At 66.7% G+C, this 25,378-nt stretch carries 25 protein-coding genes; 8 read left to right on the top strand and 17 right to left on the bottom strand.

Annotation, left to right across the window (positions count from 1 at the left end; all coding sequences use genetic code 11):
- Positions 1 to 269 precede the first annotated feature (269 nt).
- On the top strand, positions 270 to 1,061 hold the full coding sequence (locus CA236_RS09650; RefSeq protein WP_125945432.1) for an acyltransferase family protein: 792 nt from the start codon (positions 270 to 272) through the stop codon (positions 1,059 to 1,061).
- A 74-nt stretch (positions 1,062 to 1,135) separates the two neighbouring features.
- Here the strand turns inward: CA236_RS09650 and CA236_RS09645 are convergent, their stop codons facing one another.
- Together CA236_RS09645 and CA236_RS09640 are read right to left on the bottom strand one after the other, a co-directional pair.
- Positions 1,136 to 2,464 (bottom strand): WcaI family glycosyltransferase, encoded by a 1,329-nt coding sequence (locus CA236_RS09645; RefSeq protein WP_125945431.1) that lies wholly within the window; start codon positions 2,462 to 2,464, stop codon positions 1,136 to 1,138.
- 192 nt (positions 2,465 to 2,656) lie between these two features.
- Positions 2,657 to 3,268 carry an ankyrin repeat domain-containing protein gene (locus CA236_RS09640; protein WP_046407978.1) on the bottom strand — a complete coding sequence of 204 codons (612 nt, stop codon included), beginning with the start codon at positions 3,266 to 3,268 and terminating at the stop codon, positions 2,657 to 2,659.
- Positions 3,269 to 3,314: 46 nt separating this feature from the next.
- Here CA236_RS09640 and CA236_RS09635 point away from each other — a divergent pair, with 46 nt between their 5' ends.
- From CA236_RS09635 to CA236_RS09625, 3 genes are read left to right on the top strand one after another with little or no spacing between them, the layout of a single operon-like run.
- Entirely contained in the window at positions 3,315 to 3,896 is a 582-nt protein-coding gene (locus tag CA236_RS09635; protein WP_046407977.1) for an SCO family protein, read from the top strand.
- A complete protein-coding gene (locus CA236_RS09630; RefSeq protein WP_164518903.1) occupies positions 3,893 to 4,324 on the top strand; it encodes a YcgN family cysteine cluster protein in 432 nt (143 codons plus the stop codon). Before CA236_RS09635 ends, CA236_RS09630 begins: the two co-directional genes overlap by 4 nt.
- A 44-nt stretch (positions 4,325 to 4,368) precedes the next feature.
- Positions 4,369 to 5,088: a SprT family zinc-dependent metalloprotease gene (locus tag CA236_RS09625; RefSeq protein WP_125945429.1), complete on the top strand. Its 720-nt coding sequence runs from the start codon at positions 4,369 to 4,371 to the stop codon at positions 5,086 to 5,088.
- On the opposite strand, the gene CA236_RS09620 is transcribed toward CA236_RS09625, so the two are convergent.
- The 8 genes from CA236_RS09620 to rpmI all read right to left on the bottom strand — a co-directional run bounded on the left by CA236_RS09620 (position 5,046) and on the right by rpmI (position 13,758).
- Complete coding sequence (locus CA236_RS09620; RefSeq protein ID WP_125945428.1) at positions 5,046 to 7,181, bottom strand: PBP1A family penicillin-binding protein; 2,136 nt, start codon at positions 7,179 to 7,181, stop codon at positions 5,046 to 5,048. The genes CA236_RS09625 and CA236_RS09620 overlap by 43 nt on opposite strands.
- A gap of 143 nt (positions 7,182 to 7,324) precedes the next feature.
- Positions 7,325 to 7,720: a peptide-methionine (R)-S-oxide reductase MsrB gene (gene msrB / locus CA236_RS09615; protein WP_125945427.1), complete on the bottom strand. Its 396-nt coding sequence runs from the start codon at positions 7,718 to 7,720 to the stop codon at positions 7,325 to 7,327.
- Between the two features lie 58 nt (positions 7,721 to 7,778).
- The gene (locus tag CA236_RS09610; RefSeq protein ID WP_125945426.1) at positions 7,779 to 8,663 is read right to left on the bottom strand and encodes a class I SAM-dependent methyltransferase; all 885 of its coding nucleotides are present in this window, start codon (positions 8,661 to 8,663) and stop codon (positions 7,779 to 7,781) included.
- The gene (locus tag CA236_RS09605) at positions 8,660 to 9,535 is read right to left on the bottom strand and encodes an aldose 1-epimerase family protein (protein WP_125945425.1); all 876 of its coding nucleotides are present in this window, start codon (positions 9,533 to 9,535) and stop codon (positions 8,660 to 8,662) included. The genes CA236_RS09610 and CA236_RS09605 overlap by 4 nt, the downstream gene beginning before the upstream one ends.
- Before the next feature lie 53 nt (positions 9,536 to 9,588).
- Positions 9,589 to 11,940: a phenylalanine--tRNA ligase subunit beta gene (gene pheT / locus CA236_RS09600; RefSeq protein WP_125945424.1), complete on the bottom strand. Its 2,352-nt coding sequence runs from the start codon at positions 11,938 to 11,940 to the stop codon at positions 9,589 to 9,591.
- Between the two features lie 13 nt (positions 11,941 to 11,953).
- Complete coding sequence (pheS, locus tag CA236_RS09595; RefSeq protein WP_125945423.1) at positions 11,954 to 13,060, bottom strand: phenylalanine--tRNA ligase subunit alpha; 1,107 nt, start codon at positions 13,058 to 13,060, stop codon at positions 11,954 to 11,956.
- 111 nt (positions 13,061 to 13,171) lie between these two features.
- The gene (rplT, locus tag CA236_RS09590) at positions 13,172 to 13,537 is read right to left on the bottom strand and encodes a 50S ribosomal protein L20 (RefSeq protein ID WP_125945422.1); all 366 of its coding nucleotides are present in this window, start codon (positions 13,535 to 13,537) and stop codon (positions 13,172 to 13,174) included.
- A gap of 17 nt (positions 13,538 to 13,554) precedes the next feature.
- Positions 13,555 to 13,758, bottom strand: coding sequence for a 50S ribosomal protein L35 (rpmI, locus tag CA236_RS09585; RefSeq protein WP_046407959.1), 204 nt, complete (start codon positions 13,756 to 13,758; stop codon positions 13,555 to 13,557).
- Between the two features lie 150 nt (positions 13,759 to 13,908).
- Here rpmI and CA236_RS19335 point away from each other — a divergent pair, with 150 nt between their 5' ends.
- Positions 13,909 to 14,376 (top strand): AsmA family protein, encoded by a 468-nt coding sequence (locus tag CA236_RS19335; RefSeq protein WP_346962767.1) that lies wholly within the window; start codon positions 13,909 to 13,911, stop codon positions 14,374 to 14,376.
- A 60-nt stretch (positions 14,377 to 14,436) separates the two neighbouring features.
- The gene (locus CA236_RS09580; RefSeq protein ID WP_346962766.1) at positions 14,437 to 16,050 is read left to right on the top strand and encodes an AsmA family protein; all 1,614 of its coding nucleotides are present in this window, start codon (positions 14,437 to 14,439) and stop codon (positions 16,048 to 16,050) included.
- A gap of 36 nt (positions 16,051 to 16,086) precedes the next feature.
- On the opposite strand, the gene CA236_RS09575 is transcribed toward CA236_RS09580, so the two are convergent.
- Complete coding sequence (locus CA236_RS09575; protein WP_241212593.1) at positions 16,087 to 17,340, bottom strand: aspartyl/asparaginyl beta-hydroxylase domain-containing protein; 1,254 nt, start codon at positions 17,338 to 17,340, stop codon at positions 16,087 to 16,089.
- A gap of 106 nt (positions 17,341 to 17,446) precedes the next feature.
- On the opposite strand from CA236_RS09575, the gene CA236_RS09570 reads away from it, so the two are divergent.
- On the top strand, positions 17,447 to 18,490 hold the full coding sequence (locus CA236_RS09570) for a hypothetical protein (RefSeq protein WP_125945420.1): 1,044 nt from the start codon (positions 17,447 to 17,449) through the stop codon (positions 18,488 to 18,490).
- A 98-nt stretch (positions 18,491 to 18,588) separates the two neighbouring features.
- Here the strand turns inward: CA236_RS09570 and CA236_RS09565 are convergent, their stop codons facing one another.
- The 3 genes from CA236_RS09565 to CA236_RS09555 all read right to left on the bottom strand — a co-directional run bounded on the left by CA236_RS09565 (position 18,589) and on the right by CA236_RS09555 (position 22,669).
- A complete protein-coding gene (locus tag CA236_RS09565) occupies positions 18,589 to 18,846 on the bottom strand; it encodes a hypothetical protein (protein WP_125945419.1) in 258 nt (85 codons plus the stop codon).
- A 48-nt stretch (positions 18,847 to 18,894) separates the two neighbouring features.
- Entirely contained in the window at positions 18,895 to 19,152 is a 258-nt protein-coding gene (locus CA236_RS09560) for a hypothetical protein (protein WP_125945418.1), read from the bottom strand.
- 373 nt (positions 19,153 to 19,525) lie between these two features.
- Positions 19,526 to 22,669: a TonB-dependent receptor gene (locus CA236_RS09555; protein ID WP_052742443.1), complete on the bottom strand. Its 3,144-nt coding sequence runs from the start codon at positions 22,667 to 22,669 to the stop codon at positions 19,526 to 19,528.
- Positions 22,670 to 22,907: 238 nt separating this feature from the next.
- Here CA236_RS09555 and CA236_RS09550 point away from each other — a divergent pair, with 238 nt between their 5' ends.
- A complete protein-coding gene (locus CA236_RS09550; protein ID WP_164518902.1) occupies positions 22,908 to 23,441 on the top strand; it encodes a hypothetical protein in 534 nt (177 codons plus the stop codon).
- 30 nt (positions 23,442 to 23,471) lie between these two features.
- Here the strand turns inward: CA236_RS09550 and CA236_RS09545 are convergent, their stop codons facing one another.
- Genes CA236_RS09545 through CA236_RS18760 form a run of 3 tightly spaced genes read right to left on the bottom strand, consistent with a single transcriptional unit; the run spans position 23,472 to position 25,317 of the window.
- Positions 23,472 to 24,893, bottom strand: a complete 1,422-nt coding sequence (locus CA236_RS09545; protein WP_125945416.1) for an SGNH/GDSL hydrolase family protein — start codon at positions 24,891 to 24,893, stop codon at positions 23,472 to 23,474.
- Positions 24,890 to 25,159: a hypothetical protein gene (locus CA236_RS09540; RefSeq protein WP_125945415.1), complete on the bottom strand. Its 270-nt coding sequence runs from the start codon at positions 25,157 to 25,159 to the stop codon at positions 24,890 to 24,892. The genes CA236_RS09545 and CA236_RS09540 overlap by 4 nt, the downstream gene beginning before the upstream one ends.
- On the bottom strand, positions 25,156 to 25,317 hold the full coding sequence (locus tag CA236_RS18760) for a hypothetical protein (protein ID WP_164518901.1): 162 nt from the start codon (positions 25,315 to 25,317) through the stop codon (positions 25,156 to 25,158). The genes CA236_RS09540 and CA236_RS18760 overlap by 4 nt, the downstream gene beginning before the upstream one ends.
- Positions 25,318 to 25,378: the final 61 nt, after the last annotated feature.

Below are 25,378 nucleotides of genomic sequence, written 5' to 3'. Positions count from 1 at the left end.
GCCCAGCCCAGCCCGGACCAACCCAGCCCAACCGGCGACCCACCGGGCCTCGCCGCGCCCGACCGCCTGCATCTGCTTTGGCCGCCCCACGGCTGTTACCCTCTTATGATGGGACGGATCGGCTGGTGCGGTTCGTCTCGCGCGAGCGGATCGTCGCGGTGGCTATCGGCCAGCTCCCCCTACCCGCGCCCGTCGACGCAGCGGCCCGTCCGGCCGCGCCATACACGCGCGCATCCGCTTGCGCTGGCTTGCTCGGCTGGTACGCTCCGATGATGGGGGATCGGATCGGCTGGCTCGATACGGCGCGCGCGATCGGCATCGTCGCGGTCGTCATCGGTCATTTCACCAGCGATCCCGCGGTGCGCGCGGCGATGTTCCATTTCCACATGCCGCTGTTCTTCATGCTGTCGGGCATCGTCTTCGGCACGCCCGCCCCCGCGCGCCTAATTCGCCGCCGCGCGGCGACCTTGCTCCTGCCCTATGCCGCCTGGCTGCTGGTGATCGCGCTGTCCGACGCGGCGATCGCGGCGGTTGCCGGGCATCAGGCCTATCTGCCGTGGGATCATCCCCCGGCGGCGCTCGCCCGGTTGCTGCTCGGCGGCACGTTCCTCGTCGCCCCGTTCGGCATCTTCTGGTTCGTCACCTGCCTCTTCGTCACTCAGATCCTCGCTGCCCTCGTGCTGCGGCTGCCCGCGCGCTGGCTCCCCGCCACCGCCGCTGCTGCCCTCGCCGCGGCGTTGCTGATGCCCGCCCTCCCCAATCCCTGGGGGGTGATCAGCGTGCCGCTGGCGCTGTTCTTCTTCCTCGCCGGCATCCTCCACCACCGTCACGCCGACTGGCTTGGCGGGCCGCTGACGCTCGCGGCGATCGCGGTCGCGCTCCTCGCGCCGCTGTCGCGCCCGCTCGACCTCAAGGTCGCTGACGCCGGCACGCCGCTCTTCAGCATCCTCGCCGCGCTTGGCCTGTGCCACCTGATCCTGCTGGCCGCGCGCCGGCTGCCCCGCTCGCCGCCATCGAACGGCTCGGTCAGGCCAGCCTCGTCATCATGTATGTCCACCTGACGCTTTATTACGCGCTGCGCGACGTGCTCAGCGCGCCGCTGCTCGCCCCCCTCGCGCTTGGCTTCGGTGTAGCCTTATGGATGCTGCTGGACCGGTTCGATGCGACCCGCTGGCTGATGCTGGGCAAAACGCGGCCGAATGACTCCGCGAACAGGCCGGTTGTACCCCGCCTCCACCACGAGCGTGCGTAATTCGCGGCCAAACTGCTCCAGGATTTCGCGCTTGTTCCAGCGCGCCGCGGCAAGCCGCCGACCCGCCGCCCCCATCGCCGCGCGCCGTGCCGGATCATCGATCAACGACGCGATCGCGTCCGCCAGCGCGCGCGCGTCATGCGGCGGCGTCAGCAGCCCGGCCCCACCCAATTCTCCAGCAATTCCCGTACCTTCGTCCGCCGTGGCAATCACCGGCCGCCCCGACGCCAGCATGTTGGGCAGCTTTGACGGCAGCACCAGATCCGCCGCTCCCGCGATCTGCGGCAGTACATGCACACTCGCCAACGCCAGAAGATCGCCCAGCAGTTCGGTCGGCTGCAGGTCATGGATCATCACCCCACTCCCCCGCGCCGCCTCCTCCAGCGCTGCCCGGTTGGCGCCATTGCCGCAGATCACGAACTGGATGTCGGTCCGCCAGCCAAGCAGCCGGGCCGCATCCACGACAAGCTCAACGCCTTGTTTTGCCGCTATATTCCCGGAATATAGCACCACATGCGGCCGCCCGATGCGCCATTCGCGACGGTAGGGCGACTCCGCCTTCGCCCGATGGACGACGGCCGGATCAGCCCAGTTCCTGAACTCGAACACAGCCGCATCGCGCCCCAGCTTCGCCGCAAGCCGCTCGCACATCGCCGGCGAAATGCTGCTCACCCGGTCCCCCGACAGCGCCCAGCGCTCGGCCGCGCCCAGCAGCGCGGCGGTTCGCCGGCCACCCGGCAACTGCCCCGTCGCCAGCGCCACTTCGAGCTCGAGATCCTGGACATGGATCCACAAGGGACGCCGCACGCATATGGCGACGAGCCGGGCCACCGCCGTCGACAGGATCGATGGCGCAATTGCGACAATCACGTCGGGCCGCCGGTGCCAGCACGCCCGCAGCATCGCCCAAGTCGCTAGCAGGGCGAAGCTCAGATGATGGAGGATGCGGCGCCAACCACGCGGGACCGAGGGCACGAAATGCGGCAGCCGTGTCACGGCAACCCCGCCCTCGCACCGGTGCGTCACCTTGTAGTGGGAGTAGCCCGGTAGCACCGACCAATGCGGGTAACACGGCGTGCCACAGATGACACGAACTTCATGGCCATCCGCCGCCAGCATTTCGGCCATGCCGCTGGTATAAACAGCAATGCCAACCGGTTCAGGCGCGTAATTGTGACCGATCACAAGGATGTCGAGCGGCGTCTCGGTCATCGGATCTGACCAAGGTCAAAGATCAGGCGCTGGCGTGCCCCCGCCGTCCCGGCGTCTCCATTGCCCATCAAGCTGCCCCCCGGCGCCGTTTCTTCGGCAGGGGCAAGCTTCACTGATTACTGACAAATGTCCAGAGCGGATTAACCATCTTCGTGCAGCAAGGGAAAGCGAGCGATTCCGCTCCTTGTGATGCTAGAACTTCGGACCCGCAACTGCCCGCACCGCCCGCTTCGGCTTTTCATCGATCAGCTTTGCGATCGCTGGGGACCGCGCATCCGCATGGGCGTAATCACGCGCCGACATCCCGGCGATATTGTCGGTCTGGTCAGGGTTTGCGCCCGCGGCAAGCAGGCTGCGGACCATCGGCAGATCACGCTTCTGCACCGCGCGGATCAGCGGCGTCTCGCCCCCGCCATTGCCCAAGTTGGGGTTGGCCTTGTTCGCGGTCAGCACGTCGACGATCGCGTTCTGGCCATATTGAACCGCCAGCAGCAGCGGCGTGTCGCCGCGGCCATCGCGCATGTTGGGATCGGCGCCACGCTGCAGCAGGAAGCGCAGGTACGTCGAGTCACCGCGCTTCACCACGATGTGGAGGGCCCCTTCGCCGGTCGTGATGTCGCGCGAGTTGACGATCCGCTGCCCGGGCTGGTCGAGCATCTTCACCACCGTGTCGCCATCGGCTTTGCGCACCGCCTCCAGGAACTTGTAGCCCTGCGACTGCTGCTGCGCAGCGGCCGGTACGGCGGCGGTGATCAGGAGGGGAACGAGCAGGCGGCGCAGCGTCTTCACAGGCAGAAGGTCCATCCGATGGTTGCGATCGCGGCCTTAACAGATCAAGGCTGGCGATGCCATGAACGTCCGCCTTCTCATCAGCCTAGCCCCCCTCGCCCTCCTCGCCTGCTCGCCCGCCGCGACCCCGACGCGCCCGCCGCTGGAAGGCGCGCGGATCGGTGGACCGATGAGCTTGATCGATCAGGATGGGAAACCGTTCAGCGATCAGGCGCTGAACGGCAAATATCGCATCGTCTATTTCGGCTACACCTTCTGCCCCGACGTCTGCCCGGTCGACGTGCAGAATATCGGCGCCGGCCTGAAGCTGCTGGAGAAGAGCGATCCCGCGCTCGCCGCACGGATCGTGCCCGTCTTCATCACCATCGACCCGGAACGCGACACGCCCGCGGTGCTCAAGCAATTCGTCTCCGCCTTCCACCCGCGGATGATCGGACTGACCGGCACGCCGGAAGAGATCGCCAAGACCGCAAAGGATTACGCGATTTTCTACCAGCGTGGTAAAGGCACGTCCGGCGGCTATCTGATGGATCACAGCCGTCAGGCCTATCTGATGTCCCCGGACGGCAAGCCGCTCGCGCTGCTGCCGCAGGAGGGACCGCCACAGGCTGTCGCCGACGAGATCAAACGCTGGGCCGAATGACGCGCTTCTGGGAAGACACACCGCTCGACAAGCTTGACCGCGCGCAATGGGAGGCATTGTGCGACGGCTGCGGCAAATGCTGCCTGCACAAGCTTGAGGACGAGGAAACGAACGAGCTTTACTCGACCAACGTCGCCTGCCGCCTGCTCGACCGGCGCACCGGTTTCTGCTCGAACTACAAGCACCGGCATGCCTATGTGTCGGAATGCGTGCGACTTTCGATGCGCAATGTCGACGCGATCGAGTGGCTGCCCTCGACCTGCGCCTATCGCCTGCGGCTGCATGGCGAGCAGCTGCCCGAATGGCATTACCTCGTGTCCGGTGATCGCGAGGCGGTGCATCGTGCGGGCGAATCCGTGCGCGGCTGGACGATCAGCGAAGATGACGCCGGCGAACTGGAATATCACATGGTCGATCGCAAGCTGTGAGCGGATCGTCTCGGCCGGGTACGCCGGGAGACGCTGGATCATCGATGGCGCAGAACGCCCACCTTGCCGATCCAGGAAACGCGATCGAGGTGGTTCGGCACCCGACCGCCCGGCGCGTGAAATTGAGCTTCGACCCGCTGAGCGGCCGCGTCCGCCTGACCATCCCGAAACGTGCCTCCGCCGCAAAGGCACTGTCCTGGGCAATGGGCTATGGCGACTGGATCGCGGCTCAGCGCGCCCGCCTTCCCCAGGCCCGCCCCTTCGAGGATGGTGGTCAATTTCCGTTCGACGACGACCTGCTCACCATTGCCTGGCAACCCGGCTGCTCGCGGATCGTGCGGCGCGAGGGCGACCTGCTGCTCCTGTCGGGGCCGCCCGAAACAATCGCGCGCCGCGTGGAGACATGGTTGAAGCGCGAGGCGCTGTCATTGCTGGAGGCGGACACGCGTCTTTATGCCGATCGCGCCGGCATCGCTGTGGAGCGCGTTTCGATTGGTGATCCTCGCGGGCGGTGGGGCAGTTGCAGCAGCACGGGCGCGATCCGCTACAGCTGGAGACTGGCGCTCGCCCCCGTGGCGGTACGCCGTGCAACCGCGGCGCATGAAGTGGCGCATCGCATCCACATGGACCATTCGCCCGCGTTCCACGCGCTGGTCGAACAGCTATACGGCAGCGACCCGACGCCACATCGCCGATGGCTGCGCACCCATGGAGCGACACTTCACTGGTATGGTCGTTCCTCGACGGACGGCGGCGCCGGGTAGCGACGCTCGCCGCGGGGCTCCCGCACGGGCGCGCGCGGGTCCCTGCCGGTCACGCGGTCGATCCAGTCCTGATCCAGCCGTTGCGGCGGCGACGGCGCGGGCTGGGCCGGATCGCCATCCTCGATCACCGGACGCTCGGCGCGCGGCGACGGACGCTCAATGCCGCGGCCATAATCGTCCTCCGGCAGCGGCACCGCGTCGCTGGGCAGCGGCTCCCCATTGTCGTCGACAAAGACGCTGTTGTCCGGCTCCCCGAAATAGCTCTCCTCATCGGGTTCGAGCTGCCATTCAGGCAGGGTCACTTCGGTCTCGAACTGCTCGATCGGACGATTGGCCACCGCCTTGGTCATGAACTGGGCGAAGGCGCGGGCCGGCGCGGCGCCGCCCTGCAAGCCGCCGATCGGCTTGGCATCATCCCGGCCCATCCACACGCCCGTCGTCAGGCCAGAGGAGAAGCCGAGGAACCAGCCGTCCTTGGAGGATGAGGTGGTACCGGTCTTGCCCGCCACCGGGCGACCGATCTGCGCGGCGCGGCCGGTACCGGTATTCACCGCCGTCTGCAGCAGGTCGGTCATCTGGGCGGCCACATAGGGCGCGACCAGGACGCGGCTGCGATCGACCTCATGCTGATAGATAACCTCGTTGTTCGCCGTCACCTTGGTGATTCCGTACGGCATCACAGCGACACCCTTGTTCGCGACACTGGCAAACGCTCGGGTCATGTCGATCAGGCGCACGTCCGACGTGCCGAGGACCATCGACGGCTGGGTGTTGACTGGGGTCGTGATGCCGAAACGACGCGCCATGTCGGCAACGGTGGTGAAGCCGACCTGCTGGCCAAGCCGCGCCGCAACGGTGTTGAGCGAATAAGCAAAGGCGGTCCGCAGCGTCACCTGCCCCGAATAGCGGCGCGAGCTGTTGCGCGGGCTCCATCCGTCGATCGTGATGGGTTCATCCACCGCCGTCGTCTCGGGCGTCATCCCGGCCTCGAGCGCGGCAAGATAGACGAACAGCTTGAAGGCTGAGCCCGGCTGCCGCTGCGCTTGGGTCGCCCGATTGTAGATCGACGACACATAATCCTTGCCGCCGACCATGGCGCGGACCGCGCCATCGCGATCGAGCGATACCAGCGCGCCCTGCGCGCCGGCGGGGGCATTGGCGCGCACCGCCGCGTCCGCCGCGCGCTGCATGTTGAGATCGAGCGTGGTCCACACCTCGAGCGGCTTTTCCGTCTCGTCGATCAGCAATTCCAGCTGAGGCAATGCCCAGTCGGTGAAATAGCGCACGCTGTTCTGCTTGGGCTCGGGCGCGAGCTTGACCGCCTGCGGATCGGCCTCGGCCGCCTCCGCGGCGCTGATCACGCCATTCTCGGCCATGACATTCAGCACGACCTGTGCGCGGTCCACCGCGGCCTGCGCGTCAGCGGTCGGCGAATAGTTCGACGGTGCCTTGACCAGCCCCGCGATGATCGCCGCCTCGCTCAGCGTCAGGCGATTGGCGCCATGGCCGAAGAACTTGCGCGACGCAGCGTCGATGCCATAGGCGCCGCCGCCATAATAGACCTTGTTCAGGTACAGTTCGAGCACCTGTTCCTTGGTGAACTTGCGCTCCATCGCGAGCGCCAGAATCCACTCGCGGAACTTGCGGCCGAACTTCTTCTGATTGTTAAGGAAGACGTTGCGGGCGAGCTGCTGCGTGATCGTCGACCCGCCCTGCACCCAGCGACCGCGATCAAAGCGCACCTTCACCGATCGCGCGACTCCGATCGGGTCGACGCCGAGATGGCTGTAGAAGCGCTTGTCCTCCACCGCGATCGTCGCATCGCGCATGATCCGCGGGATGCGATCGAACGGCAGCCATTCGCCATAGCTCGGCCCGATCGACACCAACACAGTGCCGTCGGCGGCATGGACCCGGATCATCTGGCCATTGGGCGAGGATTTCAGCTCATCGAAGGAGGGGAGCTGCGTCCGCGCGATGTAAACGGCGGTGAGCAGCGCACCAAAGGCAACGACGGCCAGCGCGATCAGGATCTTGATCGCGATCGACAGGCGTCGACGCCAGGGCGAGCGGGGAACAGGGCGGCGGGCCATCGGATGCGATGTGGCGGATAGTAGCTTAGGCTGGGCTTAACAAGATGAAGGCGTCCACCGCGGCGAAAGAACAGGCTGGCGCCAAATATTTCGCTGGCGGAACGGTCACACGGCGGAAAACATGTGCCGCCGTGTGCCGGCGATTACTTGCGGGGACGGAAATCCAGGCTGACGGAATTCATGCAATAACGAAGGCCGGTTGGCGGCGGGCCGTCGGGAAAGACATGCCCAAGATGGCTGTCGCAGCGCGCACAACGCGATTCGATCCGCACCATGCCATGGCTGGTATCGCGGTGATCAGTCACTGCATCGGGCGCAATCGGCTGGGTAAAGCTGGGCCAGCCCGATCCCGAATCATATTTGTCGGCACTGTCGAACAATTCCAGCGCGCAGGCGGCGCAATGGTAGACGCCGTCCGCCTTGTACTCATTGTACTTGCCGGCAAACGCCCGTTCGGTGCCCGCTTCGCGCAACACATGATATTGTTCAGGGGTCAGCCGCGCTTTCCATTCGGCTTCCGACAGGTTCAACTGATCCATGGGCCATTCGTCTCCGTGATTGATCCTGAATCTGGGTTCGCCGGATGCAGGGTACAAGTCAGTCGTTCGACCAGCGCGCCCAGATCGCGGTGGGCAGCACCAGCCCGCGTGCTTCCTCGCGCACGCCAAGCTCGCCGCATTCGACGGTGCCGGGGAGGTCGGCGAAGGCTTGGCGAAGCATCTCGCCGATCGCCAGCGCGGACATGCGCACGGCATAGACCGTGAGGAACAGGGCGCGCGAATTGGAGTCGAGCAACTGGCGGCAGTCGGCGATCAGGGCCGGGAGATGCTCCTCCAGCCGCCAGATCTCACCGTCCGGTCCGCGGCCATATTTCGGCGGATCGAGCAGGATCGCGTCATAGCGGCGGCCACGGCGGACCTCGCGAGCGACGAACTTCGCAGCGTCGTCGACGATCCAGCGCACCGGGCGGTCGGTCATGCCCGACAACTTGGCGTTGGCGCGCGCGGCATCGACCGATTTTTTGGACGCATCGACATGGACCATCTTCGCGCCCGCGGCGGAGAGCGCGAGCGTGCCGACGCCGGTATAACCGAACAAATTCAATGCCTCAGGCTCAGCCACGCCGTCCAGCTGCTCACGTAGCCAGGACCAGACCGGCGCCATGTCGGGGAAGAAGCCGAGGTGACGGAAGGGTGTGTTCTGCGCGGTGAAGCGCACGGTACCGGGGCCGACGCCCCAGGCGAGCGGCCAGCCGTCACGCGGCACGAGGCGGGTGTAATGCCACTGGCCGCCGCCATCCTCGTCGCTGCCCGGGACGAATTCGCCGTGGGCCTGCCAAAAGTCGTGCGCCGGCGCCCAGAGGGCCTGCGGTTCGGGGCGGATGAAGCGATAGTCGCCGTAGCGCTCCAGCTTGCGACCATGGCCGCAATCGACGAGGCCATAGTCGCCCCAGGGTTCACCGATGAGCGTGTCGAGTTTCATGGGAGAAAAGTTACCGCCATGCTGATGTGCTTGGAACCGCCAGGCGGGACCAGGAAAATGCCGGGTTTGTCGGCGAATTCACCGACATAGCCCTCCGGATCGGCGATGCCGTGCCAAGGTTCGACGCAGATGTAGCGGGCGCCGGGCTTGGTCCAGATGCCGAGCATCGGGGTGTCCGGAAAGTCGATGCGCAGGTGCGGCCCGCCGGGCGCGCCATAGGTGACGCTGGAAGAGCGGACTTGGTCCCACACCAGGGCGTCATGCACAAACAGGTCGTCGGCGAGGTGGAGCGTCCGGCCGTCCAGCGGGGATGGGAGCGAACCGGCCTTGATCGTGCCGTCATCGGCGATGGGCCGGACGCCATCCGGCTCATTTTGGCCAAAAGTGATGACATGCTGGCCACGTTTCGCGCCGCCCGGCAGCGGCCAGGCGAAAGCGGGGTGAAAACCGAAACTCGCCGGCATGTCCTCTGCGTTCGGATTGCTGATGACGATGTCCGTGTGCAGCGTCGCGCCGTCGAGGCGGAAGGTCGCGTCGAGCGTAAAGGCGAAGGGGTAATGGACGCGCGTTTCGTCGCTGTCTTGCAAGCGGAAGGTGACGTGGGTCGGGCCGTGCTCGATCGGCGTGAACGGCAGGCGGCGGGCGAAGCCGTGCTGCTTCATCGGATATTCGCGGCCGCCGATGCGGATCACCTCGCCCGCAGGCTTGCCGACGACGGGGAAGAGCAAGGGGGCGCGGCCGGTCCAGAACGCCGGATCGGCATCGGTCATCAGCTCGCGCCCAGCCGCGTCCTTCAGCGAGGACAGCTCCGCGCCGAGCGGGTTGATCGCAGCCGACAGATGGTCGTTCGCGATGGTGATCCAGTCGGCCATGCTCGCCTCCCTCACAATCCCGTCATCCCCGGAGCAGGGATGACGGACATGTATCAGCCCCGGAGCGAGGCGCCCAGTTTGGCGGCGGCGGCGACGACCTTGTCGGCGATCGTCTTCAGCTCGGCCTCGACGAACGCCTTGTCGCCGGGCTGGAGCACGATCTCTACCGCCATCGAGGTTTCGCCGTCCTTGGTGAAGACGTCGAACACGCGGGCGGAGACGATCGCGGCCTTGTCCGCGCCCTTCACTGCGCGCGCCAGTGCATCGGCGGCGACGCCATCGGGCACGAGGAAGGCGAAGTCACGGCGGACGGCCTGGAGAGCGGGTGGTGTATAGGCCGGGCGCATGAAGCCGGCGGAACGCTTTCCGGGGATCGCATCTAGATACAGCTCCACCGCGGCGACGCCGGCGTCGAGATCGAACGCGCGGGTGACATTGGGGTGGAGGATGCCGAAGGCGGCGAGCACCGTCTTTGGCCCGAGCCGCAGCGTGCCGGACTGGCCTGGATGCCAAGCGTCACCGGCTTCACCGAACACCTGCAAATTGTCGACCGGCGCGCCGGCGGCGGCGAGCAGCGCCAGCGCCTCTGTCTTGGCGTCGAACGCATCGAAGCCCTGCGCCTTGCCCGTCTGCCAGTGCCGCGCGCGGCGGTCGCCGGCGAGGATCAGGCTGAGCGTCGGGCGCTCCTTGTCGGCAAGATAGCGGCGGCCGATCTCGAACAGGCGGATCGTGCCGGCCCCGCGCCGCACGTTGCGCGCGGCGGCCGACAGAAGGCCGGGCAGCAGCGACGGGCGCATGACCTTCAGGTCCTCGCTGATCGGGTTGGCGAGCGTGAAGGCACTGCCACCGAAGGGCGCAGCCTCGGCTTCCGAGATGAAGCTCCACGTCACCGCCTCGTCGAGGCCGCGCGCGGCGGCGGCGCGGCGGACACGGCGCTCCAGCTTCTGCTCCGGCGTGGCGGTCGGCGTCGCGACACCCGGCGCGCGCGGCAGCGGCACCGAGGGGACGTTATCGATGCCCTCGATACGGATCACTTCCTCGACCAGATCGGCCGGGCCGTCCACATCGCGGCGCCAGGTCGGCGGGGTCACCTGCCAATCGTCGCTGACGGTGAAACCGAGCGAGGTCAGGATCGCGCGCTGCCGCTCCGGCGCGACGGCCAGGCCGCCGAGCGTTTCGGCGCGGGCGGGATCATAGGCATAGCTGCGCGTGCCCAGCGGCGGCTCACCCGCGCGGGTGATGCCGGTCGGCTGGCCACCGCACAGGTCGAGCACGAGCCGGGTAGCGATCGCGAGGCCGTCGTCCAGGAAGGCCGGGTCGACGCCGCGTTCGAACCGCTGGCGCGCATCGCTGGTCAGCATCAGCTTCTGGCCGGTGCGGGCGATATGCTCGGGATCGAAAAAGGCGCATTCGATGATGACGTCGGTGGTCGCGTCCGACACGCCCGATTCCTCGCCGCCCATGATGCCGCCGATGTCATGGACATGGGCATCATCGGCGATGACCGTCATCGTCTGATCAAGCGTGTAGGTCTTGCCGTTGAGGGCAAGGACCGTCTCGCCCGCCTTCGCCTTGCGCGCGACGAGGCCGCCGGAGAGCTTCGCCTTGTCATAGACGTGCAGCGGGCGGCCGAGATCGACGGTGACGTAATTGGTGATGTCGACCAGTGCCGAAATCGGCTTCTGACCGATCGCGCGCAGCCGCTTCGCCAGCCATTCCGGCGAGGCGACGTTGCTGACGCCATTGACGCCCTGCGCGAAGAAGGCGGGGCAGCCGGCGGGATCGTCGGTGCGCACATCGGGGCCGGGGCCTTCGCCTGCGACGGGCTCGACGCTCAGCGGCTTCAGCGTGCCGAGGCCGGCGGCGGCGAGATCGCGGGCGATGCCGCGCACGCCCATGCAATCCTGCCGGTTGGGCGTGATCGACACGTCGATGACGGGATCGTTGAGGCCCGCCCATTCGGCATAGACTTCGCCGACCGGCGCATCGGCGGCCAGTTCGATGATGCCGTCATGATCGTCGCCCAGCTCCAGCTCGCGCGTGGAGCACATCATGCCGTTCGATTCGACGCCGCGGATCGCCGCGACCTTCAGCACCATGCCGTTGGCCGGCACCGTCGCGCCGGGCATGCCGAACACGCCGACGAGGCCGGCGCGCGCGTTGGGCGCGCCGCAGACGACCTGGAGCGGGCCGTCACCGGCGTCGACCGACAGCACCTGAAGCTTGTCCGCCTGCGGATGGCGTTCGGCGGTCAGCACCTTGGCGATGCGGAAGGCGGCGAGCTTCTCGCCGGGGTTCTCGACCCCTTCGACCTCAAGGCCGATGCGGGTGAGGCCGACGAGGATCTCGTCCAGCGATGCCGCGGTGTCGAGGTGGTCCTTGAGCCAGGAAAGCGTGAATTTCATCTCTATCGTCCGATCACGCCGCGCCGACGCCGCCCGACAGGGTCGGGACGTCGAGGGCGGAGAAGCCATAATGCTTGAGCCAGCGGATATCGCCGTCGAAGAAGGCGCGCAGATCGTCCATGCCGTATTTCAGCATGGCGAGGCGATCGATGCCGCAGCCAAAGGCGAAGCCCTGCCATTCGTCGGGATCGAGCCCGCAGGCGGCGATCACCTTGGGGTGAACCATGCCGCTGCCCAGCACTTCCATCCAGCCGCCGTTGGGCACGTCACCACCGCCGCCGATCACGCGCTTGCCCTTTTGCAGCGTGTAGCCGACGTCGACCTCCGCCGAGGGTTCGGTGAAGGGGAAATAGCTGGGGCGCAGGCGAAGCACGATGTCGTCACGCTCGAAGAAGGCCTTGAGGAAGGTCTCCAGCGTCCATTTCAGGTGACCCATGGTGATGCCCTTGTCGATCACCAGCCCTTCGACCTGGTGGAACATCGGCGTGTGGGTCGCGTCGCTGTCGCTGCGATAGGTGCGGCCGGGCGCGATGATCCGGATCGGCGGCTTGTTCGCCAGCATGGTGCGGATCTGCACCGGCGAGGTGTGGGTGCGCAGCAGGCGCGGGCGCTCGCGGTCCTCCGGCACATGATCGCCGGCGAGATAGAAGGTGTCGTGCATCGCGCGCGCCGGATGGGTTTCCGGAATGTTGAGCGCGGTGAAATTGTGCCAGTCAGTTTCCATTTCCGGGCCGGTGGCGACCGCGAAGCCGAGATCGGCGAAGATCTCCGCCAGTTCGTCCATCACCTGGCTGACCGGGTGGATCGTGCCGGCGAGCGGCGCATCGACCGGCAACGTCATGTCGATCCGCTCGGCGGCGAGCTTGGCCTCCAGCGCGGCGGCCTCCAGCGTGGCCTTGCGGGTGGCGATGGCGTTGGTGACGGCCTCGCGCAGGCCGTGGATCGCCGGGCCCTTCACCTGGCGTTCCTCGGGGCTGAGGCCGCCCATCGACTTCAGCAGCGCGGTGACCCGGCCCTGCTTGCCCAGCGCGTCGACACGCACGGTTTCCAGCGCCTCGAGCCCGGCCGCGGCATCGATCGCGGTCAGCAGGTGCGTCTTCAGGTCGTCAATCTCGGTCATCGGTCTCGCCCGTACGGGTTGGTAGGCGCCCTTTAATCGCGAAGGCGCCAGACACGCAAAGGGCGCGGGTGTTGCCACCCACGCCCTTCGTGTCGCTTCAGAAGAAGAGGCTTAGGCCTGGGCCGGCAGCGCGTTCTTCGCCTGAGCGACCAGCGCGCTAAACGCTTCGCCTTCGTGCATCGCAATGTCGGCCAGGACCTTGCGGTCGAGGTCGATGTTGGCGAGCTTCAGGCCGTGCATGAACTGGCTGTAGGTCAGACCCTCGGCGCGGACGCCGGCGTTGATGCGCTGGATCCACAGGCCACGAAAGGTCCGCTTCTTAACCTTGCGGTCGCGATACGCATACTGGCCGGCCTTTTCGACCGCCTGACGCGCGATGCGGATCGTGTTCTTCCGGCGACCGCGGTAACCCTTGGCCTGTTCCAGAATGTTCTTGTGCTTGGCGCGAGTGGTTACGCCCCGCTTGATGCGTGCCATGTGCTAGTTCCTCTCGCTCAACGCAGGCCGTACGGCGCCCATGCCTTCACCGTCGCGGTGTCGGCCTTCGACAGCACCTTGGTGCCGCGGTTCTGGCGGATGTACTTGCTGTTGTGGCTGATCAGGCGGTGACGCTTGCCAGCGACGCCGTGCTTGAGCAGGCCGGATGCGGTGAGCTTGAAGCGCTTCTTGACGCCGCTCTTGGTCTTGAGCTTGGGCATTTTGGTCCTTTCAAATCGAGCGAGACTGGAACCGCCGCGGCAGCCCTGATGGCCGGGCGATTCTTTTCACCTCGCTGGGAAGAAGCGGGGCGCATAGCGGGCGGACCGGCGAAATGCAACCAACGCGTGCGCCATGCGATTCCCGCTTTCATGGACATGGCGACGAAGCGTGATGGGCAGCCCGCGCTGTCCACGGCGAAGACCCCGCCCGACACCGGCCCGCGCGACCCGCGGCGGCGGCGCCATATCCTGCGCAACACGATCATCGCCATCCTCGCCGTACCCGCGCTCATCTGGCTGGTGCTGTTCATCACCAAGGGCCGGTTCCTGAAGGGGCCGTTCGAAACGATCGTCGGGCGGATGACCAACCGCGAGGTCCGCGTCGGCGGCGATTTCCAGCTGTATTTCGCGCCGCTCAGGATCAAATTTTACGCCGAGCGCTTCACCATCGCCAATCCGGCCTGGGCAACGCGGCCCTATCTGTTCCGCGCGGACAGGATCGACACGCGCATCGCTCCCTTGTCGCTGCTGTTCGGCAAGCGGCGGCTCTATTGGCTCGACCTGGAGAATGGCGCAGCGGACCTGGAGTGGAACGCCGGGCACACGACGAACACCTAGACCTTCAGCGAGAAGAAGGGAGGCGAACCGTTCGACTTTCCCCGCATCGACGTGGCGACGGTGCGCGGCACGAGCGTGCGCTATCTCGATCCCCGCATGCGGCTGCTCGCGGACCTCGGGATCGAGGATATCCGCTCGGAAGATGCGCAGATCGGCAAGTCGGTGCGGGTCGGTGGCACCGGGCGGATCCGCGACACGCCGTTCCGAGTCACCGCGCAATTGCTGTCGCCCGACGCAACGGTGAACCGCGGCGAGAACAAGCTGACCGCGCGCGCCTGGGCGGCGAACAATGTAGTCGACGTGTCAGGCACGCTTCCCTCGCTCGCCGAGATCGAGAAGGTGCCGCTGGAGACGCGGGCGCGCGGGCGTGACCTGTCCGAACTGCTCGGCATCATCGGCGTCGTCCTGCCGGAAACGCGGCGCTATGCGCTGAAGGGCCGGATGGTGAAGGATGGCGAGGTCTATCGCTTCACCAATATCGCCGGCACCGTTGGCGAGAGCGACGTTGCGGGCAAGCTGACGGTAACGAATGGCGAGCGGCTGCACCTCGATTCGGTGATCCGCACGCGCAGCCTCGATATCGTCGATGCGTCGGTTCTGGTCGGCTACAATCCCGACATCGTCGAAACCAAGGGCGCGGTCGCCGCAGCGGCCGCCACCGGCTCCGGCCCGCGCAAGCTGCTGCCGGACGATGACATGCCGGTCGAGAAGATGCGGACGTTTGATGCCGACCTCGTCTGGACGGTCGATCAGGTGAAGTCGCGCAAGGTGCCGATTTCCAACATGGAACTGACGCTCGATCTCGATCGCGGGCGGCTGGCGCTGTCGCCGTTCAGCTTCTCAATGTCGCGCGGCAATGTGTCGAGCGACATCGTGTTCGACACGCGCCAGCGGCCGAGCGCGGTGAAATACGATTTCCGCCTCGCGCCGACGCCGATGGGGCGGCTGTTCGCTGGCTGGGGCGTGTCCGAAGCGGGCACCACGGGGACGATCAAGGGCCGTGTCCAGCTGAACGGGCGCGGTGATTCGATCGCCGATTCGCTGGCGACGTCGAGCGGGCGAATCGCCTTCATCATGCCGCAGGGCGCCTTGTGGACGCGCAACGTGCAGCTGGCGGAGCTCGACATCGGCACGTTCGTGCAGAAGATGTTCGCCGGCAAGCTGAAGGAGCCGGTCAGCATCAACTGCGGGCTGGTGGCGTTCAGCGTGCGCAACGGCATCGCAGCCGCCGACCCGATCCTGATCGATACGCGCAAGAACGTGATCCTGGGCCGGGGCGGCTTCAGCTTCCGCACCGAGGCGGTCGATCTGGCGGTCCGCGCCGATGCCAAGAAGTTCAGCCTGTTTTCCGGTCAGTCGCCAGTCGGCCTAGCTGGCTATTTCTCCGCGCCGGCGCTGAGCGTGATCAGCCCGGACCTGCTCGCCCGCGCAGGCGCCGGGCTCGGCCTTGCCGTAGCGGCCGCACCGCTCGCCGGGGTGCTAGCCTTTGTCGACATCGGCGACGCGAAGTCGGCCGCGTGCGGCCCGGTGCTGGCCGGCGCAACCGCGGCGGCGCAGCGCACGACCAAGGGCGAGAAGCGCGACGACGTGGGCCGCGGCACGACGGCAAAGGACGAAAAGGGCAAGGAGAAGCCGGGCAAGGAACAGCGCAAGAAGTTCCTCGGCATCTTCTGATCGCGCGATGCGCAGGTGCGCCACGCGCGCGGCTGATCAGTCGCCGATCTGCATCGCCGCCGTCGGTGCCGTATCCGACTCATCGGCAAGCGCGTAGAAGGCGCGCAGCAAGTCGCGCTCCTCCGCCGTAATGTACGGGTTCCACACATCGAAGATCAGGATCGCGCGCATCTGATCCGAGCGATTCCACGCCTCGTGATCGATCGTGTCGTCGAACGCCCAGGCCTTGCCCTCTTCCCAACGGCGCGTTTCGCCACCGACGCGGAATTCGCACCCCTCGGGCACGATCAACGGCAGATGGATGATCGTGCGCACATTGCTGACGCCGGTATGCGCGGGGAGATGCGTGCCGGGCTTGAGCAGGGAGAAGAACACCGTCGGTGTGCGTCCCGGTAGGTCGCTGAGCGGCAGCCGCTCGACCGCCGCGGCAGTGCGCGGGAAGCGGGCGCAGACGGCATCGTCGCGCTTGCCGTCCTTCCACAGGTGCATCGCGCCCCAGGCGAGCGATCGATCAAGCGTCGACCATTTGTTCTGCGGTGTGCCCGGCTCCATCGCCACATAGGGGCGGATCGGCGCCGCATCCTCGGCCAGCACGGCTTCGAGCTCGGCACGGATCACGTCGGTCTCAGCCTCGATCTCCCCCAGCCACGGGAAATGCGCGCGGTCAAAGAACTCGTCGGCGGGCAGAAAGGGAAAGTGCAGACCGTGACATTCATTGGCGTAAATCCGCCGGCGGCCCAGCACATGATCGACACAGGCGTCGAAGCGCCGCCGGCCCGACGGACCGGCCGCCGCGCGCGCCGCAGCGAGCCCGCTGTCGAGCGCGTCGGCGAAGCTTGCATGCTGCCGCGCCACGACCTCGCGTGCATGTTCCAGCATCATCTCCAGCGCCGGCGAGCGTTCCGCAATGCCTGCGGCAACCGCCAGCACGTTGGACCAGCGTTCCGCCGCGCGCCGCAGATCGCCCGTGCGCTCGTGCAGTTCGGCCAGCCGGACCAAAGCCATGAAGTGCGTCTGGTCGACCGCCAGTGCGCCGAGCAGCGCCCGTTCCTCTCCCGCGACATCGCCCGCCTCGCGATAGGCCTTGGCAAGGTTCATCTGCAATTCCGGCGCGCGCGGGTCCGCGGCAATGGCCCGATCGAAGAAGGCGGCGGCTGACGCAAAGTCCCGGCGACCGAGCGCATCCATGCCGAGTGCGTTCAGGGCAAGCGGCTGTTCGCCCGCGCGATCCAGCAGTTCGTGAAACAACGCCACCGCCTCGCCCTGCCGACCTGCCTGTTGGGCAGCCATCGCGCGGCTGATCATTTGTTGTATTGCTGCCTGTTGCACGACCAACGCATAATCACAGGGCCCGTGCTAGACAACTAACCTTGTTTCAGCCCACATCAGCCGGATCATGACGGCTGCACTTGCTTCTTCGACAGACTTCATCGGGATCGCGCGCGACCCGCAATGGCTCCCGCATCGCTATGATCCCGGTCACGATGCCATCCATTTCATTCCTGTTCCCCGCGACATGCATCGTGCGACCACCTTCCTCATCGACGATCATTTGCCCGCCGGGCTGAACCCGGTGGTGCTGCGGCGGGATCATGTGATGGCGACCGGGCCACAGGCGGCGCCGATCCACTTCCTGTTCCACTCCGGCTATTGCTGTTCGACGTTGCTGTCGCGCGCGGTCGATCGACCAGGCTGGGCCATGGGGCTGAAGGAGCCGATGATCCTGAACGACATGGTGGGCTGGCGCCGCCGTGGTGGCCAAGGCCCCGACATGGCGAGCGTGCTGGACAACGTCTTGACGCTGCTCGCACGCCCCTTCGCGCCGGGCGAGACGGTGGTGGTGAAGCCGTCGACCGTCATCAACGCGCTTGCGCCAGCGATCCTGGCGCTACGGCCCGATGCCTGCGCCATCATGATGTATGCGCCGCTGCGTACCTATCTCGCCTCGATCGCCAAGAAGGGGATCGATGGGCGGCGCTGGGTTCGCACGCTGCTGACCGGGATGCTGGACGACAATATGGTCCAGCTGGGCTTTTCGACGCGCGACTATCTCGAGCAGACCGACCTGCAGGTGGCGGCGCTCGGCTGGCTGGCGCAGCAGCAGCTGTATGCCGGGATGGTCGACCGCTATGGCGCGGCGCGGGTGCGGACGCTCGACAGCAGCCGGTTGCTGGCCGATCCCGCTGCCGCAATGGCGCAGCTGGGCACGCTGTTCCGCCGGTCGCTGAGCGCCGAGGAGGCGCAGGCGGTGGCACGTGGGCCGGCCTTCACGCGGCATTCCAAGTCGGGCGAGGCATTCGGGACAGCGGAGCGCGATGCGGAACATCGTGATGCCGCCGCGGTCCATGCCGACGAGATCCACAAGGTCGCCGAATGGGCGGCGGCGGTCGCACAATCCGCGGGGATCACGCTGGACGCACCGGCGCCGCTAATCGGCTGACCGTCACCCGGCGCGGGCGCCCGACCGCGATCACGGTTGAGGTTGGGTGGGCTAGGACCAGCGCGGGCCCCGCCGGCGCGAGCCGCACGCGGCGGCGTTCAGCAGCGTCCGGTCACATCCGAGGGCCGGCACGAGATTGCTGGGCTCCACTGATTAAGAGCCTCGCGCTCGACATCCCAATCCCGCTTCGTCTTGCAGACACGGTTGGTCCCGACCAGCGAGCCGATCCGCTGGAACCGCTTGCAGATCATCTTGTTCGCGGGATCGGCAGAGCGCTCCGCCACTTCGCGCTTGCTTGGCTTGTCAGGCACCTGGCCGGGAGCGGCGACGAGGAGGGTAAGCAAGAGGGTCAGCATCGATCATTCCCTTCGCTTCTGGCCGCTGCAGGATGGGGCAGCTGGGTGTCAGCAACCGCCCGGGGCACCCGAGACGCCGCACGCCCCCCCATTGCCTTGCTGGCGAAGGGCGTCGCGCTCACGATCCCAATCACGCTTCGTCTTGCACACGCGCTCCGTGCCAACGAGCGTGCCGATCCGCTGGAACCGCTTGCAGATCACCTTGTCCGCGGGATCGGCAGAGCGTTCCGCCACTTCGCGCTTGCTTGGCTTGTCAGGCACTTGGCCGGGAGCGGCGACGAGGAGGGTAAGCAAGAGGGTCAGCAACGAACCATTCCTTTCGCAAGGATGCGTGCCGGGCGGCCGCACCGTTCCGGCGGTTGTCAGCACGGGAGCCTGTCATGCTAGCCGCGGCCCGAAGGACGGGGCCGGGCGAAACACCTTCGCGATAGCGGCGAATAGTACAGCGGACAGGATCATGTACCGTTGAGCGAAGTAGAACCGGTTTCACGAAGACTGTCAATTGAGCGCAAGCACTTCTTTTACGTAATCTTTTCCCAGGGGATCCTCACCGGCGATTATGGGCTGAGCTTGATCGATGGCCCTCATTCTTGGCGCTGCCGCCCGCGTCGCGCTGACAAAAGAAAAGGGGCCGGCCTTTCGGCCTGCCCCTTCCCTTGTTTCGGTCTGATCGCGGGGATCAGAACTTCAGACGTGCACCGATCGCATAGCGGCGGCCCAGCGCGTCGAAGGTCGACGGATAGGTGTTGCCGCTGTTGAACGACGTGGAACCGGCGCTCGATCCGACGATCGGCGGGTCCTTGTCGAACAGGTTGGTGACGGTCAGCGTGAAGTCGAAGTTGTCGGTCACGCCCACGCGGGTGGCGAGATCGATATAGTCCGCCGACTTGATGCGCGTGAAGTCGTAAGTACCGCCACCCAGGCTCGGGACCGGACCCGTCCAGAAGGCACGCTCCTGCGCATCCAGCGGCTCCTGACGGAAACCGTCGATGTGACGCCACAACACCGAGAAGTCGACGTTCTCGAAGCCGAAGGTCGCGCGGGTGTTCCACGAGAACTCCGGCTGCAGCGAACCGGTGTACGAGCAGTTGACCGAGTAGAAGCCGACGCACTCACGATTGATCGAGGTCGGCGTCGCCTGGAACTGCGACCGGTTGGTCCAGTTGCCCTGGAAGCTGAGGTTCAGCTTCGCAAAGCCCAGGTCACGACGGTAGTTGACGTTGAGGTCGATGCCGTCGGTCTTCAGGACACCCAGGTTCGACAGCACGCCGAACAGACCCGGTGCGAGCGCCGGGAGACCGTCGAGGCCGCCGGTGACCGAGTTACGGCGGATGCTGGTGCAGGCCGGGTTGGTCGGGCTCAGGCTGTCGAAGCAGGCGCTGATGAGGTCGCCCACGGTCGGCGTGGTGATCGCGCCGTCAACCTTGATGTTGTAATAGTCGAACGAGACCGAGAAACCAGGGATCTGGTTCGGCTGGATCACGGCGCCGATGGTGTACGAGTTCGACGTTTCCGGACGCAGGTTCAGGTTACCACCGGTGGTGATATTGGCCTGACCCGAGGTCGGATCCTGGATCGAACCGATCGTGCCGGCGGGTGCACCCTGCGCAAGGCAGACGGCGCGCAGCGCGGCGTTGGTCACCGGTGCCGAGCCTGCGCACGGATCGGTGCCCAGGTTGGTCAGCACGGTGTTCAGCGGCGAGAACAGCTCGCTGATGTTCGGCGCACGAACCGCGCGCTGGTAGTTACCGCGGATCTTGAGGCCGTCGAACGGCTCCCAGCTACCGCCGGCCTTCCAGGTCGTGGTGTCGAACTTCGGCGCGGTCGGCGTCTTGATCTCGTAGCTGGAGTAACGGATGCCAGCTTCGAGGGTCAGGCTGCGGAAGCCCGGGACGTCGGCGACGAGCGGCGCGATGATTTCGCCGTAGCCCTCATACACCTTGTAACCGCCGTCGATGTTCGGCGAGGCGCCGCCGGCACCACCGAGGTCGTTCGCCTGAGCGAGCGAATCGGCGCGCTGCGAGGCCTGGTACTCACGATATTCCGCGCCAGCCGCAAAGCCGATCGGCTCAGCCGCCCAGGGGCTGGAGAAGCCGAGATCGCCCGACAGAAGCGCACGTGCCTGCGTCAACGTAGTGCGGATCGTGGTGGTGCTTTCCGCCGTCAGGTAACGCGTCTGATCCGGCGTGATCGAGCCTTCCGGACCGAAGAGATTGACCGGAACGCAGCCCGAGCCTGCGCCGATCGATGCCGCGGTCGCCGGACGCCCCGGACCCGAGGCAAGGCAGGCCGTCGTGCTGGTCGCATAGGCCGCAGCCGCGAAGCGCGAGTTCAGCGTGTAGTTCTGCGAGGTGTTGTCGAGCTCCGACTCACCATAGGCGCCCGACACGTCGAGGTTGATCGAGTCGGTGATGCCGAGACGGATGCCCGCCTTATAGTCGAAGATCGTCGTGGTGTAGCGGCCGACACGCGGACCGACTTCCGGGGTACGACGCGACACGTTGATGTTCGCGGTGCGGAAGTTCGGATCGTTCGGGTCGGTCGCAACCGCGGCAGCGGCGCACTCGGCGGCCGTGAAGCGCGGGACGTAGCCGGTCACGACACCATTGACGACCGGCGCAGCGTTGAAGGCGCAAAGCTGGTTGCGCAGCGCGGTCGGCAGGTACGGGTTGGACAGCGGCACAGCGACAGGCACGCCGAACGCGCCCGACGGTGCGATGATCGTCTCAACGGTGTTCTTCGAGAACAGGCCGCGGCTGTACACTTCGATGTTGTCCGCCAGTTCGTAGCGGCCAGCACCGTAGATGTTGTAGCGCTCAAACGGCGTCTGGAAGATGTTGAACGGGCTGAAGTTGTACGGCGCGTACGCCGTCACTGCGCGGCCCGTGGTCGGATCGATCTGGCGCAGGCCGCCGTTGGCGACAGCCGGATCCGTGCTGGGCAGACCGGTTGCCGGGTCGATCGGGCGCGTGCCGGAGATCGACGAGGGGACCGCGGTGCCCGAGCCGGCGAGGGCCAGATTGTTCGGCGTGAAGGAGTTCAGCGCGAGGATCGAGAAGTCGCGATCGCCCTGATAGACGGGGTCGGCCTGCTGGTAGCCAACCGACAGAACCACGTTGCCGCGGCCGTCGTCCATGTTGGCACCGATGGTGAGGTCGGCACGGAAGTAGGCGCCATCGCCACGCTCGGTGATCTGGTTCGAGACGTTCGCCTCGATGCCCGAGAAGTCGGAGCGGGTGATGAAGTTGATGACGCCCGACACGGCGTCGGCGCCGTAGGTGGTGGCGGCGCCGCCGATCAGCGAGTCAACGCGCTCGACGAGGGCGAGCGGGATGTTGTTGAGGTCGACGCGGCCGACGAGGCCCGAGGGGGCGATGCGGCTGCCGTCGAGCAGGACGACGTTACGGAACGAGCCGAGACCACGAAGGTCGGCGTACGATGAACCGCCGTTGCCGTTGTTCACGGCCGAACCGATCGACGCAACGTTGCCCGGGAGGTCGCGCAGGACCTGCTCGGCGGTGTTGGTCTGACGCAGGCTCAGCTCTTCCTGGCCGACGACGGTAATCGGGCTGGATGCCACAAGGTTGGGGTTGCGGATCAGGGTGCCGGTGACGACGATGTCGCCGGTGGTGTTCTCAGAAGCCGGGGGAGCAGCGTCCTGGCTCGAAATCCCGGCAGCAGGCGCAGCAGGATCGTTGCTCTGGATACCAGTCTTCGGCTGATTGGCGGGATCGGCGTCCTGCGCGAACGCGGTGCCCGACGCCATCACGGCGCCGACGAACAGCGTCGTCGTCAACAGGCGCGAACGAAGATTTGTGCGCATGCATTTTTCCCTTTTTGTTGCCCCGGTCCAACCCGGTTTTGCGGCATTCCCAATGTGCAATCGACCAAGATCGACCCACATAGGTCAGGGGCTAGAACGCTATTCATCGTGCCGCAATGTTTGCTCTGCGCAACTGCAACATTGCGGCGCATGTGTAACAGGAAGGCAACAGTTTAGTGTCTGCCTTGTCCGTTTTAGCGACACACTCTATCCCCAATCAGGGTTTGGGAGATGCAAAATGGCAGGGTGGGGCATTGTGATGGCGGGCGCAGGCGCCATGATGATTGCAGGAACTGCAAGCGCGGCCGGGCAGGACGCCGCGGGGGAGCGCGTGCTACAATCCTTCGCGCAATGCCGGACGCAGGCCGACCCTGCGCAGCGGCTCGCCTGTTTCGATTCCGCCGCAGCGGCGCTGGAGCAGGCGGTGAAGGCGAAAGACGTGCGGATCGTCGACCGGACCGACGTGCGAAAGGCACGCCGCTCGCTGTTCGGGTTCACGCTGCCGCGCATCGACCTGTTCGGTGAGCCCGATGAAAAGGATCAGAAGGAGGACTTCGCTGAGGTGAATACCACCGTGGCGAGCACGCGATCGCTGGCGAACAATCGCGTCGAGATCCGGCTGGGCGATGAATCGGGAGCCGTGTGGGTGACCACCGATCCGATGCCCTTCCCGCCCAAGCAGGGCGAGGCGATCCGCATCCGCAAGGGCGTGATGGGCAATTACTTCCTCGCCGTGGACGGCAAGACCTTTCGCGGCATGCGCGTGCGCTGACCGGGAGCGGCCGGCGCACGCGTCGGCCGGCTATCCGGCGGCCAGGGCGGGTAGCACCTGCGCGCGGATCGCCTGTTCGATCCGCTGCGCATAATAATCATAGCCGATTTCCGGCGGATGGACGTCATCCCCGGCGATGTAGAGCGCTGCATTGGCGGTGCCGGACGGCACCCCGACGGCATTGTTCCAGCCGCCGAGCACCCAAGGCGGCGTGGCGGTGGTGACCGGGACGAAGAACGTCAGCGGGTCGACGATAGCGGCGACGGCGGCGGCGAGTGCCTGCTCCGTCGCACGCGCCCCAGGCAGATTGATCGACGGCACGCCCACGACAATGATCGGCGCGGGCGTGCCGCCACGCAACGCGCGCAGCATGGCCACGGCCGCCGCCTCCACCGTCGCGGGTGAATAGCCAACGTCATTGGTCGATCCCATCACGAGCACCGCATCCGGCCGAAGCGCCAGCGCCTGCGGGACGCGATCGACAAAGGTGCGCAGGCCCGCACCCGTGTTGCAATAACCCGTCCCGCCGACCGACAGGTTCCAGGTGTCACGCCAGCCGAGCCGCTTGCCCAGCAGCTGTGCGATCGACCCGCCGGCCAGCCACGGGCCATAGGACGAGCCGGCATTATAGCTGTCGCCGATCACCACCAGGCGCGGGTCCGATGCCGGCGCCGCGGTGACCGTCGCCGCGGTGCCGGTCTGCGCGCAGCCGAACTGCGCCGCGCTCTTGCCGGTTTCGAGCTCGTACCGGCGCATCCGGCGGCCGCTGCTCATCGTCCAGTCGATCATCAGCCACTGATCCTGGCCTCCGATCACGATGCTGCCGGGATGGAGATACCGCTCCTCCACCAGCACGCGCAGCTGCGCCGAATTGGCGGGAAGGAAGAGCGCCAGTCGATCGGCATCGCTGTCAAAGGCGACCGAGGCCCCCGCGCACGTCATCATATCCGGCTTCGCTTCCAGCGTTTCCAGCGACCAGAAACTGGCGCGCAGCGGCACCGGGCGCGCGCCGCGCACAGCGTAAGCGCCGGGGACGAGCGCGGGCAGCCAGTTGGCGCCGAGCGCGGGATTGCTGGTCAGCAGCGTGACCACTGGGGCGCCATCGGCCGCATCGGGATGCCGCGCCCCGCCAAGGCAGGTCCAGTAGAGGCCGCCCGTTCCGTCGGGGAGATATTGCCCATGGTGCCGCCCGGTCGGTCCGGGGCCAGTCGCGGGGGCCACCCCGCCGATCCCGCACATGTACCAGGCGCCCGCATGCGCGACGACCTGCCCCGGCGCATAGGCGCTGCCCGGCGCATAGGCTGGCGGCGCGAGCCAGGGCGGCGCGGTCGCCGGGTTGCGCCCCTGCGCGCTGTCCGCCGCACGAAGCAATCGCGCATGCCGCGCGGCGGCGCGCTGGGTCGCCCGCGCCTGCACCGCCAGGCCGCGCGCGATCAGGTCCGGGCCGCTCATTGCGCCACCCGATAGGTCAGCGCGCCACCCAGCAGCGTGACGGCAAGATAATAGGTCGCGCCCGCCTCGCTCTCGTCCGCCACCGCCTCGTTGGTGCCGCCGACAAACCGTCCCCAGCGCTCACCGGCGATCGTCAGCGGCAGCATGGTTGCCCCGCCATCGGCCGAGCGGAGGAAGTCGACCTGCCCCTGCCATTGGCCGGACAGGCTCAGCCAGATGGGCCGATCCAGCTCCGGCACGAATGGCCCTACGATGGCGCTGCTCACGATCGTGCCGCGAGCGGCGCAGACTGCGCCGGGCGGCGCACCGCGTGCACCGGCAACGGATTGTCCGCCTGTACCGCCACCGCGGGCCCATCGACGGCACCGAACGCCACCGCATATTGCGGGACGAACCCCGCTGGTACTTCCACTTCCGCGACCATCGCACGCCTCCTGTTGTTCGTGCTATGTTCTACAGCGGGCAGGTAGATGTAGGACAGGCGT

It is taken from the genome of Sphingomonas sp. ABOLG (assembly GCF_003950435.1).
Taxonomy (GTDB): domain Bacteria; phylum Pseudomonadota; class Alphaproteobacteria; order Sphingomonadales; family Sphingomonadaceae; genus Sphingomonas; species Sphingomonas panaciterrae.
This window is presented reverse-complemented; position numbering and strand designations above follow the sequence as displayed.